Raw genomic sequence first — 16654 nt, 5'->3', positions numbered from 1 at the left:
AGCATTCGGGGGAAGTGACATGACGGACGACAAACGTTTCAATTGCCGCGCTGGATGGCTGCACCGCGGTATCGCGCTGGTTGCGCTGATGGGGGGCGCGACGGCAGCACATTGCGAGCAATCGATGCCACCTGCGTCGGAAATCGGTCATGCGACCGATGCGCTGCTCGCACTGCAGCGGGACAACCGTACGGCCGGACCGGCGTTGCCGATGCTCGGCGATACCGCGTCGCTCAGCTACCAGCGCTATCTCGATTCGTTCAAGCACAAGATTCCGGAGTCGATGGGGTCGCCGGTCAACGAGAACGGCAATGGCGGGTCTGGCGGACAGCATCCGATGCAGTCGTATTGAGCGAGGCGGCAATGAGCGCGGCTCGCCATTCATCAAATCGCGTGACCGGACGGGGCCACGCCACGCCGCGGCGCCAGCGCGGCGCGGTTGTCGTCATGGCGTCCGTGTGGATACTGCTGGCGATGGTGATTCTCGGTTCGGTCGACATCGGCAATGTGTTCCTGGCCCGTCGCGACATGCAGCGCGTCGCCGATCTCGCGGCACTCGCCGCGGTCCAGCGGCTGAACGATACGTGTGCGAACGTGACGAGCGTGGCCACGAACAATGCGTCGAAGAACGGCTTTTCCGTCGGCGGCACAACGACGCTGTCGGCCGATTGCGGCTATTGGGCACCGACGGCCACGGGCACCTCGAGCAGTTTTTATGCGTCGAAGACATCGGTCCCGCAGCTCACCCAGTTGAACGCGGTCCGGGTCACGATTTCCAAGTCGATGCCGTATTTCTTCTTTGGACCGACGCGTACCGTGACCGCCACGTCGACCGCGAAGGCGACCAACATCGACACGTTCTCGATCGGCGCGACGCTGGCCGCCGTCGGCGGAGTCGGCTGCTCGGGCGTGCCGACCGGCAATCCCGGCCTGGTGAACGCGCTGCTGGGCGCGTTGCTGCAAGGCCAGGGCGGTACGCCGCTGACGCTCAATCTCGCGTCTTACCAGGGGCTCGCGTGCGCGAACGTCAAGCTCGGCGATATCGCCGTTGCGCTGCAGTCGCTGTCGGTCGGCAACGGGACGATGGGCGGGCTGGTCAATGCGCAGGCATCGGTCGGGACGTTGCTCAAGGCGATGGTGGCGGCCGTCGGGAAGACCTCCACGCTCGGCGCCACCGTGCAGTCGAGTGCCACCGGTGCGCTGAACAGCATTGCCAACCTGAGCCTGCTGAGCAATGCCGGCATCAAGGTCGCTAGCCTGACCGGACAGGGTGCCACGTCGCTGCTCACGCTCGGTCTCGCGAATGCGCAGGCGGCGGCCGACGCGAGCGTGAACGTGCTCGATCTCGTGATGGCGATGGCGCAGATCTCGCAGAGCGGCAAGCCGGGCGTCGTGATCGGCGCCAACGTGCCGCTGACGCTGTCGAACGGCAGTTCCGTCTCGATCGTACAGTTGCAGGCGCAGGTCATCAGCCCGCCGACCATCGCGGTGGGCGAAGGCGGGAAGGATGCGACCGGCGCGTGGCGCACGGTCGCGACGAATGCGCAGATCGGCCTCTATCTCCTCGTCAACCTCGGCGTGAATCCGCTGCCGGTCGTGGCGTCCGCGAACGTGTACCTGCCGCTTTACGTGCAGCTCGGGGCCGGCAGCGCGACGTTGCTGTCGACCAATTGCATGACCTTGCCGAATTCGGCCACGATCAGCGCGCAACCGAGCGTCGCGAATCTCTGTATCGGCCAGCCGCCACTCAGCGGCAATCTGCTCAACCTGCCGGCGACCTACAGCTGCTCGACGCCCGCCACCGTCCTCGACGTGCTGGTGCTCGGCGGTGCGGTCGAGGTATCGGCAACCGTCTCCAACGTGTCGGTGAATCTGGCCGGCAACACGGCGACCAACACGTTTTACGGACGGGGCGGAAGCGATCCGTCCTACTACTGGACCACCAACACGAATGCACTGGGTTCGGCCGTGAGCAATGCATTGGCGGGCCTGAGCTCGGCCACGATCACACCGAAGGTCAGTGTGTTGTTCGGACTGCTTTCCGTCACGATCACACCGGATTTCATTCCGAAACTGCTGGCGGTCCTGACCGGTGTTTTGAGTCCGCTGTTGAGTGCGCTGGACGGTATCATCGATCCGCTGCTGGATCTGCTTGGCGTCCAGCTCGGTGCCGCCACGGTGCATCAGATGTCGCTGACCTGCGGCGCTGCGCAAACTGTCAGTAATTAGAGAAGCAAGACCACCCGATGAGAACCACCTCCGCAATCGCAGAACTCGACCTGTACGTCTGGGAAGGCAAGGCGGACATTGTCGACCGCGTTGCCCGCTGCATGGCGAGCTTCGACGTCGAAGTGATCCGCGCCGACAATGCGGAAATCTCGCCGGAGCGCGCCGCATTGCGGCCGTCGCTCGCGATCATCAGCGTGACGATGATCGAAACCGGCGCGGCGTTCCTGCGCGACTGGCAGGCCAACATCGGCATGCCGGTCGTCTGGGTCGGCGCGGCGCGCGACCACGACGCGTCGCAGTATCCGCCCGACTATTCGCACATCCTGCCGCTCGACTTCACCTGTGCCGAACTGCGCGGGATGGTCGGCAAGCTCGTCACGCAGCTGCGCGCGCACGCAGCCGAAACACTGCAGCCGTCCGAACTCGTCGCGCACTCGGAGTCGATGCAGGCACTGCTGCATGAAGTCGACACGTTCGCCGACTGCGACACCAACGTGCTGCTGCACGGCGAAACCGGCGTCGGCAAGGAACGCATCGCGCAATTGCTCCACGAAAAGCATTCGCGCTACCGGAACGGCGAATTCGTACCGGTCAACTGCGGTGCGATTCCGGACGGCCTGTTCGAATCGCTGTTCTTCGGGCATGCGAAGGGCTCGTTCACCGGCGCGGTTGTTGCGCATAAAGGCTATTTCGAGCAGGCGGCGGGCGGCACGCTGTTCCTCGATGAAGTCGGCGACCTGCCGTTGTACCAGCAGGTCAAGCTGTTGCGTGTGCTGGAGGACGGCGCCGTGCTGCGCGTCGGCGCGACGGCGCCGATCAAGGTCGATTTCCGTCTCGTCGCGGCCAGCAACAAGAAGCTGCCGCAGCTCGTGAAGGAAGGCCTGTTCCGCGCGGATCTCTACTATCGGCTCGCGGTGATCGAGCTGAGCATTCCGTCGCTGGAAGAGCGGGGCGCGGTCGACAAGATTGCGCTGTTCAAGTCGTTCGTCGCGGAGGTGGTGGGCGACGAGCGGCTCGCACAGCTGTCCGACCTGCCTTACTGGCTCGCGGACGCGGTCGCGGACAGCTATTTCCCCGGCAACGTGCGCGAGTTGCGCAACCTTGCGGAGCGCGTCGGCGTGACGGTGCGGCAAACGGGCGGGTGGGATGCCGCGCGACTGCAGCGACTGGTCGCGCATGCGCGCAATTCGGCACAGCCGGTGCCGGCGGAGAGCGCGGCGGAAGTGTTCGTCGACCGCAGCAAATGGGACATGAACGAACGCAGCCGCGTGATCGCGGCGCTCGATGCAAACGGTTGGCGGCGCCAGGACACGGCGCAGCAGCTCGGCATCAGCCGCAAGGTATTGTGGGAAAAGATGCGCAAGTATCAGATATTTGACGAAGAGCCTGAGACCCGCGAAAGCGAGTAATTAATGGGATAAAATCGCGCTGAATTACAACGACACGGGCGGGAATAAAAATTCATGAGCCATTTGACGGGGTTGGGGCGAGCGTGTGTGTTGCTCGCCATGATGGGAGGCATGCAGGGCGCGGTCGCGCAGGGGTTGGCAGGCAATGCATCGCCGGCGGTACAGCAGGCATCGGCACCGGTGGCGGCGATTCCGGTGATCGATCAGCAGGTTCAGACGTCGGCGCAGCCGCAGGCGGGCGAGACAACCGGGCCGAGCACGGTCGCCGAACTGCAGCGCCAGATCCAGGCGCATTCGCTGACGGAAATGCGCACCAGCTACAACGGCAGCTACGGCGCTAGCCTGCTGTTCAGCGTGAAGGACGGTTCCTATTTCATCGCGTTGTTCCAGCAGAAGGCGTTCTGGCGCGTGATCAAGACTTACGACGAAACGCGGGCGGAAGCGATCTATCGCGATTTCTCGCGTCAGGCGGAGCGGCTGTCCGTCAACGAACTGCGTGCGGCGAAGCTGGAATCGCAGAAGGCGCAGATGGACCGGCAGATCGAAGTCACGCAGGAGCGGGCGCGGCGTCTGCAGGCCGACATCTCGATCGCACGCGAGCAGCAGGCTGCGGTCGCGGATCGCCAGAAGAGCGTCCGCAATGAAACGGCGGCGTTGCAGGCGCAACAGGCGGAGCTTCAGTCGCAACTGCGCGCATTGCAGCAGCAGGTGCGTTCGCTGCAGCGCGAGGCCGACGCGGGCTTGCCGACGACGGTACGCTGAGCGATCACGGCGCGGCCGTGCGGCGACATGCCGCGCCGGCCCACCAGGAAAAAGGGCAAGCCGGTTGGCTTGCCCTTTTGCTTTACTGGCCGTCCGGCACGATTCGCCGGCGGCGCGTGACGATCACCGGCCCGTTGCCGCCGCGTGCGTCGGACGGCGACGGGCTGCCCGATGCGTCGCCGGCATCGCGCGGCGCGCCGTAGCTTTCACGCGGTGCGCCGTAGCCTTCGCGGGGCTCGCGCGGTGCGCCATAACCCTCGCGTGGTTCGCGGGAGCCATAGCCTTCGCGCGGCTCGCGCGAACCGTAACCTTCACGCGGCTCACGCGAGCCGTAGCCGCCGTCGCCGCGCGATTCGCGGGCGCCGCCGTGCGAACCGTAGGGGCTGTGGCCGCCGCCTTCGCGGCCGCCGCCCGGCCGACCGCCGGTACGCGGGCCGCGGGGACCGCCGCCGCCCGGGCGCGAGCCGCCCGTGTCGAGCTGGATCGTGGAAATCGCACGCTTGTAGATGCCTTGCAGACCCACGGGGGTGCGCAGCATCACCAGGTACTGGTCGAACGACTCGATACACCCCGTCAGACGAATGCCGTTGACAAGATAGATTTCAACACGCTTACGTTCCTTGCGCGCCGAATTGATGAAGTCGTTTTGCGGATGGGATTCTGCGGGATTGGCCATTGAGGTGCGGCAGGAGCCTGCGTCAGAGAATATGTTGTGCGTGTGTGTGGCGTGTTCGCCCACCAGGTGTTTGGCGGGATTTTACCCTGTTCGTTCCGCCAGCGCGCGGTCGTGATTGTGTCGAACCGTAACCCACTATAGACGTTCCCATGCGTTTTCGCGATTCGGTCAAATGGCTAGTGCCGTTTGGTTACGTCGCGTTACGACTCTCGCAACGGCGTAGCACCTGGCGGCACGCGGCGGAATTACATTCGACGCGCGTGCCGGGCAGGCCGGCGGATCAGGGAAGGGAACATGAGCAAGAGGAGCTTGGCGGTGTGGATCGGAAGCGTGGCGTTGCTTGCTTCCGGCAGTGCAATGGCGGGGCACGTCGACCTGTCGGTGGGCATAGGCGTGCCGGTCGCGCCGGTCTATGTCGCGCCGGCGCCGGTCTATGTGGCGCCACAGCCGGCGGTGGTCGCCTATCCGGGTTACGGATACGGTTACTACGGCGACGAAGACGACGACGGCTACCGGAAATGGCGCAAGCACTATTACAAGCATTGGCGCAAGCATCACGACGATGACGACGACTGAGCGCGACGTGCGTGGCGCCGGTGACGATCAGAACGCGTAGTCCGGGTTTTTCGGGTCGAACGCAGATTCGTCGAGCGTTGCCGGCGCGATTTTCTCGATGATGATCCGCTCGAAGATCCTGCCGTCGTTGTCATAGGACTCGACAGTCCGGAAGTAGGGCGCGTGCAGGTCGAGCCCGAGGATTTCCTTCTTCGCGTAGAACTGCGGCCGGCCGGTCGGCGTCTCGTAGGTGAGCGCGACGACGCGCACGCCGCCGATTGTCTTCGCCTCCACCTGCGTCGGCCGCTGCACGCCGGCTTCCTGGTATTTCCTTCCTTCGGTCAGGTACAGGTTCGTGATGAACTCGGTGCCGAGATCCTTCACCTGGTGATTCGACTGCGCGCGTGCGAGTGCACCGTCGAGTGCCGTCCACAACGGAATCTTGCCGAGCAGGCCGCCGAGATGGCCGTACATCTCGTCCTTGCGCCGGGTCGTGTCGTAGATCGTCTCCTGCCCCGCGTGCGCGCCGCCTGGCAGCCATTTCGCATATACCCGCAACGGCTCGCGGGTGGTCTTCACGAGCATGCGGTCGGGCGTGTCGGACCATTTTCCGCTGATGCGTTCCTGACGCACCATCGTGAACTGGTACGACGGATAGCCGTTGGGACCATTGCGGATGTAGAACGGTACGGCGAGCGGATCGAGCGCCCTGAACAGCGCCGTGAGCGTCGCGTCGTCAAGTTGTGCGAGCGTGCCGCGCTGTGCGGCTGCGCGCAGCCAGCGCGCCTGCTGACTGACCGGCTCGCGCGTGACTTTCGCCAGTTCCGGCGGTAGCGCGGCCTCCGGTGTCGCGCTCGCGGCATCGGCCGTTTCCTGCGCATGCAGGCCCGGCTGCGCGAGCAGCAGCATGCAGGCGACCGCGGCGGCGGCATGCGCCGCGCGGCGCTTGTTTCCCTCGTTCATCGACAGCGTCTCCTCGAGCGATGCGGCGTTCAGCCCTGCTTCGCGGCCTTGATCCTGGCGAGTTCCTCGTCGCGCAGCGCGCGGCGCAGGATCTTGCCGACGTTGGTCTGCGGCAGCGCGTCGCGGAACTCGACGAACTTCGGTATCTTGTAGCCGGTCAGGTTCTTGCGGCAGTGCGCGAGCACGTCGTCGACCGTCAGCGCCGGGTCACGGCGCACGACAAAGACCTTGATCCGTTCGCCCTGTACGTCGTCCGGGATACCGATCGCAGCCGCTTCGCTGATGCCCGGGTGCGTGACCAGCACTTCCTCGATCTCGTTCGGATACACGTTGAAGCCCGAAACGAGGATCATGTCCTTCTTGCGGTCGATGAGGCGGATGAAGCCGCGCTCGTCCATCACGCCGATGTCGCCGGTGCCGAGCCAGCCGTCGGCGTCGATCACCTTCGCGGTTTCGTCGGGACGCTGCCAGTAGCCGCGCATCACCTGCGGACCGCGCACGCACAGCTCGCCTGGCTCGCCGACGGCGGCCCAGGTGCCGTCCTCGTGGCGAAAGCGCACGAGCGTCGACGGCGCGGGCAGGCCGATCGAGCCGCTGAACGCGGCCATGTCGTTCAGGTTCACCGGATTCATGGTGACGATCGGCGAGCATTCGGTGAGCCCGTAGCCCTCGACGACCGGCCGGCCCGTGACTTGCTGGAAGCGCTCCGCGACGGCGCGCTGCATCGCCATCCCGCCCGCCATCGCGAGCTTGAGCTTCGAGAAGTCGCGCTTGCGGAATTCCTCGTTGTCGAGGAACGCGTTGTACAGCGTGTTGATGCCGGTGATCCCGGTGAAGGTTTCGTTGCGGATGATCTTCATCACCATCTTCATGTCGCGCGGGTTCGCGATCAGGATGTTGCGCCCGCCGAGCCCCATGAAGATGAACGCGTTCACCGTCAGCGAATAGATGTGATAGAGCGGTAGCGGCGTCAGTACGGTCTCGACGTCGCCCGAAACCTGGTCGGCGATCCACGCCTTGGCCTGCAGCAGGTTCGCGATCAGGTTGCCGTGCGTGAGCATCGCGCCTTTCGCGACGCCGGTCGTGCCGCCCGTGTATTGCAGGAACGCGAGATCGTCGCGCGTCACCTGCACCGGCTGCGCTTTGCCGCGTGCGCCGAGCGCGAGGGCGGAGCGCAGCCGGATCGCCTGCGGCAGGTTGTAGGCCGGCACGAGCTTCTTCACGTGCTTCAGCACGAAATTGATCAGGCGTCCCTTCGCATTGAAACCGTCGGCGAGCAGGTCGCCGAGCGCGGTGACGAGGATGTTCTTCACCTGCGTTTCCGGCAGGGCGTCCTGAAGCGTGCGCGCGAAGTTCTCGAACACGACGATCGTCTGCGCGCCGCTGTCCTTCAACTGATGTGCGAGTTCGCGCGCGGTGTAGAGCGGATTGACGTTGACGACGATCGCGCCGGCCTTTAGCGTGCCGAACAGCGCGACCGGGTACTGGAACGTGTTCGGCAGCATGATCGCGACGCGGTCGCCCGGCTTCACGCCGGTGCTTTGCAGATACGATGCGAACGCATCGACTTTCTGCGCGAGCGTGCGGTAGGTCATCGATGCGCCTGCGCTCACGTAGGCGACCCGCTCGGCGAAGCGCGTCGTGCATTCGTCGAAGAACTGCACGAGCGATGCGTATTGCGTGACGTCGATCTCGTGCGGCACGCCGGGCGGATACGACGCGTACCAGATGCCGTCGCTGTTCGGCGGGAGCTGGGCCGGTTCGGTTGCTGCGGATGATGACATGATGTGTCTCCGTGTCGGTGAGAGTTAGCGCTTTAGCGCTTACTCTCACCCCATGCTTCGCGGTCGGTGAAGAGTTAGCGCTTTAGCGCTTACTCTCACCCCATGCTTCGCGGTCGGTGAGAGCTGGCGCTTTAGCGTTCAATCTCACCCCATGCTTCGCGGTCGGTGAGAGTTAGCGCTGCGTCGCTGACTCGTACCCGTGCTGTTTTCGTCGGCGAAAGCCAGCCAGCCTTGGCTCCCGCCGCATGACATTCGTTCGGCCCGAGCCAGCGCATCAACGCCGGCCCGGGCCGCATGTATCGTGAAACGCCGCCTGCGCGGCCTGGCGCGATCAGCTCGCCGAATGCACCGTTGCCGTATCGGCTGCGGCCGCACTCGACGCCAGCCCGAACGCTTCGCTCGCGCCTGCATCGTCGAGCACGGCCGCGAAGATCGACAACTGCGCGCTGTCGGGCATCGGCGCCTTCAACGCGGCGACGATCAGTGACGAAAGCCGCGCGATCATCTGCACGTCGTTCATCGTCCGGCCTTGCGAGAATTCGTCGATCAGGCTTTCGGTTTCGGCACCGGCCAGCGCGCCGGACAGCGCGCCGATCGCGAAGTGCAGCCGCCAGCCGAGTTCCGTGCGCGGCAGATGCGGCAGCGCGCGCTGGAACGAATCGAAGAAGCGGCCCGCGACGCTCGCATAGTGCGCGGTCAGGAAATTGCGCACGAACGGCGACGGGTCGGTGTACGCGCGGCCGATCAGCCGGAGGAAGGCGGGGCCGCCGCGATCGGGGTCGCGCGACGCCTTCAGCGCGGGAATGAACATCGCACCGAGCACGTGCTCGCAGGTAATGTGCGCACCGAGTTGCGCATCGAAGCGGTCGAGGATGCCGAGGCGTTCCTGGTTGAGCTGATCGAGCCGACGCGACAGCATCGCGTGGATCAGTGCTTCCTTGCTGCCGAAGTGGTAGTTGACCGCGGCGAGGTTCACCGCCGCGCGCGACGTGATCTGCCGCATCGACATGGCTTCGAAGCCATGTTCGATGAACAGGTCCTCGGCCGCATCGAGAATGCGCGCCTTCGTCCCGCCGGTTTGCCGATTGCCGGATGACCGCGTCCCGGACGACCGTCCCGCGGACGGTCGTCCCTCTTGACTTACTGCCATGTCCCGCCTCCCAATGCCGGTCGCCCGGCCGCGAACAGGTGATTTGTTTGTCTGATTCAAACAGTCGTTTTTATTAAGATAAAAAAACGCGGGCGGCGCGGGCAAGCGGGGAATCTGGACAAATTCCTCTAGTTCGATGTGCAGGTGCGGAAAACATCGCATGTCGCCCCGGCGGGACGAGGCGCACGCGATGGTGCAATGCGGCAACACGCGGGCTCAGCCGACGGTGGTACGCGTATTGACGGATTGCGTCATGTCGATGCCGCGCCGCTCTCGGCTGAACAGGATCAGCACGGCAATCACGACGGCCACGATACCGGCCACGAGTGCCAGCGCGAAACCGTAGTTGTTGCCCTGCGAAACCGCGAGCGATGCCTGCATCGTCGCATTACCGGCCGAAGATCAGCGCGCCGATCGGGCGCATCGCGAGCGTCAGCGTGAGCGCGAACGCGACGGCGGGGATCGTCGACGCGAATTCGGCGGCGATGTCCTTCAGCACGAAGACCATCAGGAAAAAATCGAACGCGTCGAGCGTCCACCCGAGGTAGGCGGCGATCGTGACGTTGCGCTATTCGCGGGTCCAGCTCATGTCCGAGGTCTCCTCGTTGGCTTGCGCGCTCACGATCTGCAGGCGGATGCCGGCCCGGCTTGCGCGCGGCGCGGGGGGCATGGCTCGAGTGTGGGCCGCGGTGCCGTGCGATGTGGGGCGCGATAACCGCGAATCGGGAATAATCCCTATGAAATGAACTATTGAGAAAACTGAAACGGAGCCGCGCGAAACAAGCGTCAGGCGTCTGTATCATTCCGGAAGGCATTTTGTAGCAGTGATGTCATGCGCGCGCTGCGCATCGCCACCGAATCAGGAATCCCGATGACCGAACCATCCGTTGCCACGTTGCCCGTCCTGGAGACCGAGCGGCTGTGGCTGCGCCCGCGCGTGCTGGCCGACCTCGACGCGAGCATCGAGATGGATCGCGATCCCGAGGTCACGCGGTACATCGCCGGCCCGTGGCACGATCCGGGCGAACACCGCCGCTTCGTCACGCACCGGATCACGCGCGACTATCCGCCGGGGCTCGGCTACTGGTCGATCTTCGAGAGGGCCATGCCCGACGCGTTCATCGGCTGGATCCTGCTGATTCCCGACTATGCGGACGGCGCGCGCGACGTCGAGATCGGCTGGCGGCTTGTGCGCGCTGCGTGGGGGCGAGGCATCGCGAGCGAGGCGGCGGCGGCCGCCGTGCATCACGCATTCGACACCGTGCGGCTGCCGCGCGTGATCGCCGATATCGCGGAAGCGAACCAGGGCTCGCTGAACGTCGCACGCAAGCTCGGGATGCGGCGCGTGAGCGTCGTGCACGACGGGATTCCTTACGTGCGTCATCGTCTCGAGCGCGACGACCTGCGCGCATGACGTGGCAACGCGACGCGGCTGCGCGGCTTGCCGTCAGCGATGATCAAGCGCATGCGTATCGAGGTCGAGACGTATTAACGGTTCGCACGATCAGGAGTATCGTTGCCGGAAATTCGCAACATGGGGTACGACCATGGCACTCGGCAACGACGTTCATCTCATTCCCGTCCGGCTCGACGCGCTGCGTCCGACGCAAATGACGGTCGGCTATCGCGAGGTGAAAGCGAAGCGCAAGCACTGGAAAACGCTCGACAAGCGTGCGCGCAAGGCCGCGATCGAATCGCACTGGTTTCCGGCCGTCCTCGGCCCGGGCGGGCTTCATTACATCACCGATCACCACCATCTCGGCCTCGCACTGATCGAGGAGGGGGAGACGCGCGTGAACGCGATGCTGCTGAAGGATCTGTCCTGGCTCGATGACACGATCTTCTGGCGGATGATGGAACACAACCAGTGGGTGCACCCGTTCGGCGCGGATGGCTCGCGTCGTGACTACGCGCATCTGCCGAAGGTGCTGACGGGGCTCGAGGACGATCCGTACCGGAGCCTCGCGGGCGAACTGCGCACGGCCGGCGGCTATGCGAAGGATGCGACGCCGTTCAGCGAATTCCTGTGGGCCGACTACCTGCGCCAGCACGTGACGCTCGACCAGATTCGCAAGAACTTCTCGAAGGCGCTCGATATCTCGCTGCGCCGTGCACACGACCAGGACGCGCGCTATCTGCCCGGCTGGTCGGGTGTCATCGCCATCAAACCCTGATACGGCCCGGTGCCTGCTGCCTCATGACGACCGCCCCGACCCGTCCGGATGCCGGCCCGCAGCATCCCGAGCATTTCGCTGCACTCGATGCGGCAACGCCGCCGCCCACGCGGCGCATCGGCCTCGATGCGCTGGCCGGCCTGTCGATCGCCGGGCTGCTGATTCCCGAGGCGGTCGCGTATGCGGGGCTCGCCAACCTGCCGCCGCAGGCCGGTCTCATCGCGCTGCTGTCGGGACTCGTCGTCTACGCGCTGACCGGCAGCAGCCGCTTTGCGATCGTGTCGTCGACCTCGTCGTCGGCCGCCGTGCTCGCGGCGACCGTGCTGGCCGAATCGGGGATGGCGCTCGCCGCGCAACTCGCGCTGGCGGCCGCACTCGTCGCGATGACCGGCGTGCTGTTCATCCTGGCAGGCGTCGCGCGGCTCGGCGGCATGTCGGATTTCGTCGCGCGTCCGGTCCTGCGCGGTTTCACGTTCGGCCTCGCGCTGACGATCGTCATCAAGCAGTTGCCGAAGATCCTCGCGATTTCCGTGCAGCACGGCGATGCGCCGCATGTCGCGCTCGAGCTCGTCATCGGCGCGCCGCATGCGAACCTCGCGAGCGTCGCGCTCGGCGCGACCGCGCTCGCGCTGCTGTTCCTGCTCGGGCGCAGCAAGCGCGTGCCGGCCACGCTCGTCGTGATCGTGCTGGCGATCGCGGCAGGCTACGTGGTCGACTGGAAGCAGTACGGGATCGCGATCGTCGGCCATATCGACTTCCAGCATATCGAGTTCGGCCTGCCGCCTCTCGACCGCAACGCGTGGATGCAGACGATCGAACTCGCGTTCGCGTTGATGCTGATCCTGTATGCCGAGTCGTACGGATCGATCCGCAACTTCGCGCTGAAGCACGGCGACAGCGTGTCGGCAAATCGCGATCTGGTCGCGATCGGCTGCGCAAATCTCGTGTCGGGGCTGCTGCACGGGATGCCGGTCGGCGCCGGCTATTCGGCGACTGCGGCGAATGAGGCGGCTGGCGCGCAATCGCGCTTCTCGAGCCTGTGGGCAGCCGGCGTGGTCGCGCTGATCGTGTGGCTGCTGCTGCCGCAGCTCGCACGCACGCCGGAGCCCGTGCTCGCGGCGATCGTGATCTTCGCGGTCAGCCATTCGCTGCATCCGTCGGTGTTCCGGCCGTACTGGGACTGGCATCGCGACCGGCTGGTCGTGGTCGCCGCGGTGCTCGCGGTGTTGGTGCTCGGTGTGCTGCATGGGCTGCTCGCGGCGATCGGCGTGAACCTGCTGCTGACGCTGCGCAAGCTGTCCGAGCCGAACGTCAGCGTGCTCGGCCGGCTGCGCGAGAGCCACGATTTCGTCGATGTCGCGATCCACGAGGACGCGAAACCGGTGCCCGGCGTGCTGATCGTGCGGCCCGAGGCGCAGCTGTTCTTCGCGAACGCAGACCGGATGCTCAATCGCGTGCGCGCGCTGATGAAGGCCGCGCCCGCCACGCATGTCGTGATCCTGAGTCTCGAGGAAACGCCGGATGTCGACGGCACGACGATCGAGTCGTTGCGCACGTTCGCGGCCGAATGCGCGGCACGCGGGCTGCAGCTTGCGATCGTGCGGATCAAGGAGCACGCGCTGCATGCGCTGCGCCGCGCGGCGGACGATACGCTGCGCGACGATGCGATGTCCGAGCTGAGTGTCGACGAGAGCCTGCAACTGCTGCAGGCGCGCGGTCATGGTGGTAATGGCGGTAACGTCGGGAAGGGCGGCACGTGACTCGGCGGTGCGTATGCGCGCCTGATGCTTTCCGATGCAGCCTAATGCGATAGCGCGGCGTCGGCCGGTTCGGCGGTCGCGCGGCTGGCCACGACATCGGCAACTTCGGCAGCCGTCGGAGCATACGCGCCTGCATGCGCACAGGCGACCGCAGCGCAGGCTGCCGCGTAGCGCAGATGGCCGGCGATCGATGCGTCGGGGTGCATGAGCTGGCTGGCGAGCCAGCCGCCGATGCTGGCGTCGCCGCAGCCGACGGTGTCGGCGACCTCGGTCGCGAACGCCGGCTGGAACAGCGCGGTGTCGCGATGCAGGAGCTGCATGCCGGCCGCGCCGCGCGTGACGAGCACGGTCGCGTCGGGCGCCCAGGCGCGCAATTGCGCGAGCGCGGCGGCTTCGTCGAGTTCGGGGAACAGGCCGCGCAAATCCTCATCGGACACCTTGATCCAGTCGGCGAGACCGGCCAGCCGGCGCAGCGTGTCGGGATACGACGGCGTGGCCATCGGCGCGCGATAGTTCGGGTCGAACGAGATCCGCCTGCCGGCCGCGCGTGCAGCCTGCACGACCTCGATCAGGCGCGACGCGAGCGGCTCGCGCACGACGCCGAGCGAGCCCACATGCACGATCTCGGCAGCGTCAAGCGCCCCGTCGGGCAGGTCGGCGGGATCGAACGCGAGATCGGCGCTGTTCTCTCCGATGAAGAAATAGTCGGGCGGCTGTTTCGACACGACCATCGCGAGCAGCGGCGCGCGGTCGACCTGTCGCATGAAGCGCGGGTCGAGCCCGGCATCGGCGCTCCTGCGCATCAGTTCGTCGCCGAAGATATCGCGGCTGACCGTGCCGGCGAACGCGGTCGGCACACCGAGCCGCGCGCCGACGCGCGCCACGTTCCAGCACGAGCCGCCGGCGACGCTGCGCCAGTGCTGCGCGTCGTCGCGGATGAAATCGGTCAGCGCTTCGCCGAATACGATCAGGCGGGGGAGCGTCGTCGTCATGTCGAAACCTTGTGCCGCGGCGTGTCGCGCGGCGGTGCAGCGGTTGAGGTGAGCGGACGGGCAGGGCCGGCGCCGCGCGCGGCGACGCGGCCCGGCACCGCCCGGGGGCGCAGGTCGCAGCGTGCGCTCAGCGCGGGCTGCTCCAGCCCTTGTAGCCCTTCACGTTGTCGCGCGTGATGAGCGTCGGCTCGATCAGGATCATCGGGTTGGCCGGCTTCTGGCCGTTCATGATGCCGTAGCCGACGTTGACGGCCTGCTGCGCCATCGCCCACGGATCCTGGCTCGACGACGCCTGCACGAGCGTGTTGGACTTCAGCGCCACCTCGATGTCGGGTGCGCCGTCGACCGACGTGATCACGATGTTCGGGCGATTCAGCTGTTTCGCCGCGAGATCGCTGCCGATCGCCTGCGGGTCGTTGATCGTGAACACGCCGTCGAGCTTCGGAAAGCGCGTCAGGTAGCCCTGCATCGTGTTCATCCCGCCTTCGCGCGAGCCCTTGCCGTCCTGGTCGCTCGACAGCAGCTTGATGCCCGGGTTCTTCGCGAGCACGGTCTTGCAGCCGTTCACGCGATCGATCACGGCCGACACCTGCGGGCCGTTCTCGATGATCACGTTACCCTTGCCGTTGAGCTTCTTCGCGAGGTAGTCGCACGCCAGCTCGCCTGCCTTCACGTTGTTGGTCTGCACGGTCGCGTTCGCGCCGGCGGCCGCGACGTCCACCGCGACGACCGTGATGCCGGCCGCCTGCGCCTTCTTCACCGCCGGCTCGATCGCCTTCGGGTCGGTCGCGTTGAGCAGGATCATGTCGACATGCGCGGAGATGAAGTTGTCGATCTGCGTGAACTGCTTGTTCAGGTCGTAGTCGGCCGACACCGCGGTGACCTTCGCGTTCGGGTTGAGCTGTTTCGCGCGCGCTTCGGCGCCTTTCACGATCGTGACGAAGTACGGGTTGCCGAGCGACCCGACCGTGACGCCGATCGATTTCAGCGGCTTGTCGGCTGCATGGGCGGCGGCGGTGCCGAATGCGAGCGCGCAGGCGACGGCGGTCAGGGCGGCTTTGTGCTTGAACATGTCGTTGTGTCTCCGGAAGGTCCGTTGGCGGACGGGCGCAGGAGGACCTGCCTGCGCCCTGGTGGTTGAATGGTGAGGGATGCGTGTCAGGTGCGGGCCGAGTCGCGCTGGCGATAGCGGTCGAGCGCGACGGCGCCGATGATCACGAGCCCCTTGATGATGTACTGCCAGATGTCGGACACGCCGAGCAGCACGAGGCCGTTGGTCAGCACCGCGATGATCAGTGCACCGATCAGCGTGCCGACGATCGAACCGACGCCGCCGACGAAGCTCGTGCCGCCGAGGATCACCGCGGCAATCGCATCGAGTTCGTACGACTGGCCGAGCTGCAGGCCGTTGGCCGCATAGAGCCGCGCGGCCGACATCACCGCGCCGAGACCGGCGAGCAGGCCCGAGGCCGCATACACGAACAGCTGGATCGCCCGCACGTTGATGCCCGACAGCCGTGCGGCTTCCGGGTTGCCGCCGACCGAATAGATCCGCATCCCGAGCACCGTGCGGCGCAGGATGAACCACGACAGCGCGATCACCGCGCAGGCGATCACGACGAGCCACGGCACGCCGAGGATCGTGCCGTTGCCGATGAATGCGAACGGCAGTTGCGGGTTGAAGACGGTCGTGTCGTTGCCGATCAGTCGGGCGACGCCGCGCACGGCCGTCATCGCGCCGAGCGTGACGATGAACGGCGGCAGGCGCAGGAACGAGATCAGGCCGCCGTTGATCGCGCCGAACACGAGGCCGACGACGAGTGCGATCGGCACGCCGAGCCAGCCCCAGCCGGGGATGGTCGACGCGAGCAGCGCGGCGACGGCCGACGCGGCGAGCACCGAGCCGACCGACAGGTCGATGCCGCCCGTGAGGATCACGAACGTCATGCCGGCCGCGAGCACGATGTTGATCGATGCTTGCTGCGTGACGATCGACAGGTTCTGCAGCGTGAAGAAGCCGTCGGTCAGGAACCCGAAGCCGATGCACAGGACCAGCAGCACCGGCAGCATGCCGGCGGTGCGCATCAGCGACTGCATGCGCGCGCGATGATCGGCGCCGCGCATCAGCGGCGTACGGTTGGCCACCGGATGGGCCGTCGCGGAAGCGAGGTTCCGCTGCTTGGTCGGGTTGATCATGTCG

At 66.0% G+C, this 16654-nt stretch carries 16 protein-coding genes and 1 pseudogene; 8 read left to right on the top strand and 9 right to left on the bottom strand.

Annotated features, from left to right (window positions below; all coding sequences use genetic code 11):
- Positions 1 to 19 precede the first annotated feature (19 nt).
- Genes DIE22_RS07025 through DIE22_RS07010 form a run of 4 tightly spaced genes read left to right on the top strand, consistent with a single transcriptional unit; the run spans position 20 to position 4400 of the window.
- The gene (locus tag DIE22_RS07025; RefSeq protein ID WP_124500504.1) at positions 20 to 352 is read left to right on the top strand and encodes a DUF3613 domain-containing protein; all 333 of its coding nucleotides are present in this window, start codon (positions 20 to 22) and stop codon (positions 350 to 352) included.
- Positions 353 to 363: 11 nt separating this feature from the next.
- Complete coding sequence (locus DIE22_RS07020) at positions 364 to 2229, top strand: TadG family pilus assembly protein (RefSeq protein ID WP_124604780.1); 1866 nt, start codon at positions 364 to 366, stop codon at positions 2227 to 2229.
- 17 nt (positions 2230 to 2246) lie between these two features.
- Positions 2247 to 3638, top strand: a complete 1392-nt coding sequence (locus DIE22_RS07015) for a sigma 54-interacting transcriptional regulator (RefSeq protein ID WP_124500506.1) — start codon at positions 2247 to 2249, stop codon at positions 3636 to 3638.
- A gap of 54 nt (positions 3639 to 3692) precedes the next feature.
- Complete coding sequence (locus tag DIE22_RS07010) at positions 3693 to 4400, top strand: DUF2968 domain-containing protein (protein WP_124500507.1); 708 nt, start codon at positions 3693 to 3695, stop codon at positions 4398 to 4400.
- Between the two features lie 82 nt (positions 4401 to 4482).
- On the opposite strand, the gene hfq is transcribed toward DIE22_RS07010, so the two are convergent.
- Positions 4483 to 5076 carry an RNA chaperone Hfq gene (gene hfq / locus DIE22_RS07005; RefSeq protein WP_124604798.1) on the bottom strand — a complete coding sequence of 198 codons (594 nt, stop codon included), beginning with the start codon at positions 5074 to 5076 and terminating at the stop codon, positions 4483 to 4485.
- A 294-nt stretch (positions 5077 to 5370) separates the two neighbouring features.
- Between hfq and DIE22_RS07000 the strand changes: the two genes are divergently transcribed.
- Complete coding sequence (locus DIE22_RS07000) at positions 5371 to 5652, top strand: PXPV repeat protein (protein ID WP_124500508.1); 282 nt, start codon at positions 5371 to 5373, stop codon at positions 5650 to 5652.
- Positions 5653 to 5679: 27 nt separating this feature from the next.
- Here DIE22_RS07000 and DIE22_RS06995 read toward each other — a convergent pair whose 3' ends face one another.
- The 5 genes and pseudogenes from DIE22_RS06995 to DIE22_RS06980 form a co-directional block, all read right to left on the bottom strand.
- Positions 5680 to 6594: a DUF1571 domain-containing protein gene (locus DIE22_RS06995; protein WP_124500509.1), complete on the bottom strand. Its 915-nt coding sequence runs from the start codon at positions 6592 to 6594 to the stop codon at positions 5680 to 5682.
- Positions 6595 to 6623: 29 nt separating this feature from the next.
- Positions 6624 to 8378: an AMP-binding protein gene (locus DIE22_RS06990; protein ID WP_124500510.1), complete on the bottom strand. Its 1755-nt coding sequence runs from the start codon at positions 8376 to 8378 to the stop codon at positions 6624 to 6626.
- 331 nt (positions 8379 to 8709) lie between these two features.
- On the bottom strand, positions 8710 to 9528 hold the full coding sequence (locus tag DIE22_RS06985) for a TetR/AcrR family transcriptional regulator (RefSeq protein WP_124500511.1): 819 nt from the start codon (positions 9526 to 9528) through the stop codon (positions 8710 to 8712).
- Between the two features lie 216 nt (positions 9529 to 9744).
- The gene (locus DIE22_RS38110) at positions 9745 to 9909 is read right to left on the bottom strand and encodes a hypothetical protein (RefSeq protein WP_185640565.1); all 165 of its coding nucleotides are present in this window, start codon (positions 9907 to 9909) and stop codon (positions 9745 to 9747) included.
- 10 nt (positions 9910 to 9919) lie between these two features.
- A pseudogene (locus DIE22_RS06980) lies at positions 9920 to 10117 on the bottom strand (MFS transporter); the annotation flags it as partial.
- 282 nt (positions 10118 to 10399) lie between these two features.
- Between DIE22_RS06980 and DIE22_RS06975 the strand changes: the two are divergent.
- The 3 genes from DIE22_RS06975 (at position 10400) to DIE22_RS06965 (ending at position 13462) form a co-directional block, all read left to right on the top strand.
- Positions 10400 to 10942, top strand: a complete 543-nt coding sequence (locus DIE22_RS06975; RefSeq protein ID WP_124500512.1) for a GNAT family N-acetyltransferase — start codon at positions 10400 to 10402, stop codon at positions 10940 to 10942.
- A 133-nt stretch (positions 10943 to 11075) separates the two neighbouring features.
- Positions 11076 to 11702 (top strand): ParB-like protein, encoded by a 627-nt coding sequence (locus DIE22_RS06970; protein ID WP_124500513.1) that lies wholly within the window; start codon positions 11076 to 11078, stop codon positions 11700 to 11702.
- Positions 11703 to 11725: 23 nt separating this feature from the next.
- Positions 11726 to 13462, top strand: a complete 1737-nt coding sequence (locus tag DIE22_RS06965; RefSeq protein ID WP_124500514.1) for a SulP family inorganic anion transporter — start codon at positions 11726 to 11728, stop codon at positions 13460 to 13462.
- A 41-nt stretch (positions 13463 to 13503) separates the two neighbouring features.
- Here DIE22_RS06965 and DIE22_RS06960 read toward each other — a convergent pair whose 3' ends face one another.
- From DIE22_RS06960 to DIE22_RS06950, 3 genes are all read right to left on the bottom strand, one after another.
- Positions 13504 to 14454 carry a carbohydrate kinase family protein gene (locus DIE22_RS06960; protein WP_124604779.1) on the bottom strand — a complete coding sequence of 317 codons (951 nt, stop codon included), beginning with the start codon at positions 14452 to 14454 and terminating at the stop codon, positions 13504 to 13506.
- Positions 14455 to 14581: 127 nt separating this feature from the next.
- Positions 14582 to 15526 carry an ABC transporter substrate-binding protein gene (locus DIE22_RS06955; RefSeq protein WP_124500516.1) on the bottom strand — a complete coding sequence of 315 codons (945 nt, stop codon included), beginning with the start codon at positions 15524 to 15526 and terminating at the stop codon, positions 14582 to 14584.
- Between the two features lie 86 nt (positions 15527 to 15612).
- The gene (locus DIE22_RS06950; protein WP_124500517.1) at positions 15613 to 16650 is read right to left on the bottom strand and encodes an ABC transporter permease subunit; all 1038 of its coding nucleotides are present in this window, start codon (positions 16648 to 16650) and stop codon (positions 15613 to 15615) included.
- Positions 16651 to 16654: the final 4 nt, after the last annotated feature.

It is taken from the genome of Burkholderia sp. Bp9142 (assembly GCF_003853415.1).
Lineage (GTDB): Bacteria > Pseudomonadota > Gammaproteobacteria > Burkholderiales > Burkholderiaceae > Burkholderia.
The sequence above is the reverse complement of the archived record's forward strand: the minus strand, read 5'-3'. Positions and strand labels throughout refer to the sequence as shown.

Bases quoted from the DNA above. Each gene is read 5' to 3' on its own strand.
- DIE22_RS06965 (WP_124500514.1), top strand. From the start codon at position 11,726: ATGACGACCGCCCCGACCCGTCCGGATGCCGGCCCGCAGCATCCCGAG.
- DIE22_RS07020 (WP_124604780.1), top strand. From the start codon at position 364: ATGAGCGCGGCTCGCCATTCATCAAATCGCGTGACCGGACGGGGCCAC.
- DIE22_RS06970 (WP_124500513.1), top strand. From the start codon at position 11,076: ATGGCACTCGGCAACGACGTTCATCTCATTCCCGTCCGGCTCGACGCG.
- DIE22_RS06950 (WP_124500517.1), bottom strand. From the start codon at position 16,650: ATGATCAACCCGACCAAGCAGCGGAACCTCGCTTCCGCGACGGCCCAT.
- DIE22_RS07000 (WP_124500508.1), top strand. From the start codon at position 5,371: ATGAGCAAGAGGAGCTTGGCGGTGTGGATCGGAAGCGTGGCGTTGCTT.
- DIE22_RS06990 (WP_124500510.1), bottom strand. From the start codon at position 8,378: ATGTCATCATCCGCAGCAACCGAACCGGCCCAGCTCCCGCCGAACAGC.
- DIE22_RS06995 (WP_124500509.1), bottom strand. From the start codon at position 6,594: ATGAACGAGGGAAACAAGCGCCGCGCGGCGCATGCCGCCGCCGCGGTC.
- hfq (WP_124604798.1), bottom strand. From the start codon at position 5,076: ATGGCCAATCCCGCAGAATCCCATCCGCAAAACGACTTCATCAATTCG.
- DIE22_RS38110 (WP_185640565.1), bottom strand. From the start codon at position 9,909: ATGCAGGCATCGCTCGCGGTTTCGCAGGGCAACAACTACGGTTTCGCG.
- DIE22_RS07010 (WP_124500507.1), top strand. From the start codon at position 3,693: ATGAGCCATTTGACGGGGTTGGGGCGAGCGTGTGTGTTGCTCGCCATG.
- DIE22_RS06955 (WP_124500516.1), bottom strand. From the start codon at position 15,526: ATGTTCAAGCACAAAGCCGCCCTGACCGCCGTCGCCTGCGCGCTCGCA.
- DIE22_RS06960 (WP_124604779.1), bottom strand. From the start codon at position 14,454: ATGACGACGACGCTCCCCCGCCTGATCGTATTCGGCGAAGCGCTGACC.
- DIE22_RS07025 (WP_124500504.1), top strand. From the start codon at position 20: ATGACGGACGACAAACGTTTCAATTGCCGCGCTGGATGGCTGCACCGC.
- DIE22_RS06975 (WP_124500512.1), top strand. From the start codon at position 10,400: ATGACCGAACCATCCGTTGCCACGTTGCCCGTCCTGGAGACCGAGCGG.
- DIE22_RS07015 (WP_124500506.1), top strand. From the start codon at position 2,247: ATGAGAACCACCTCCGCAATCGCAGAACTCGACCTGTACGTCTGGGAA.
- DIE22_RS06985 (WP_124500511.1), bottom strand. From the start codon at position 9,528: ATGGCAGTAAGTCAAGAGGGACGACCGTCCGCGGGACGGTCGTCCGGG.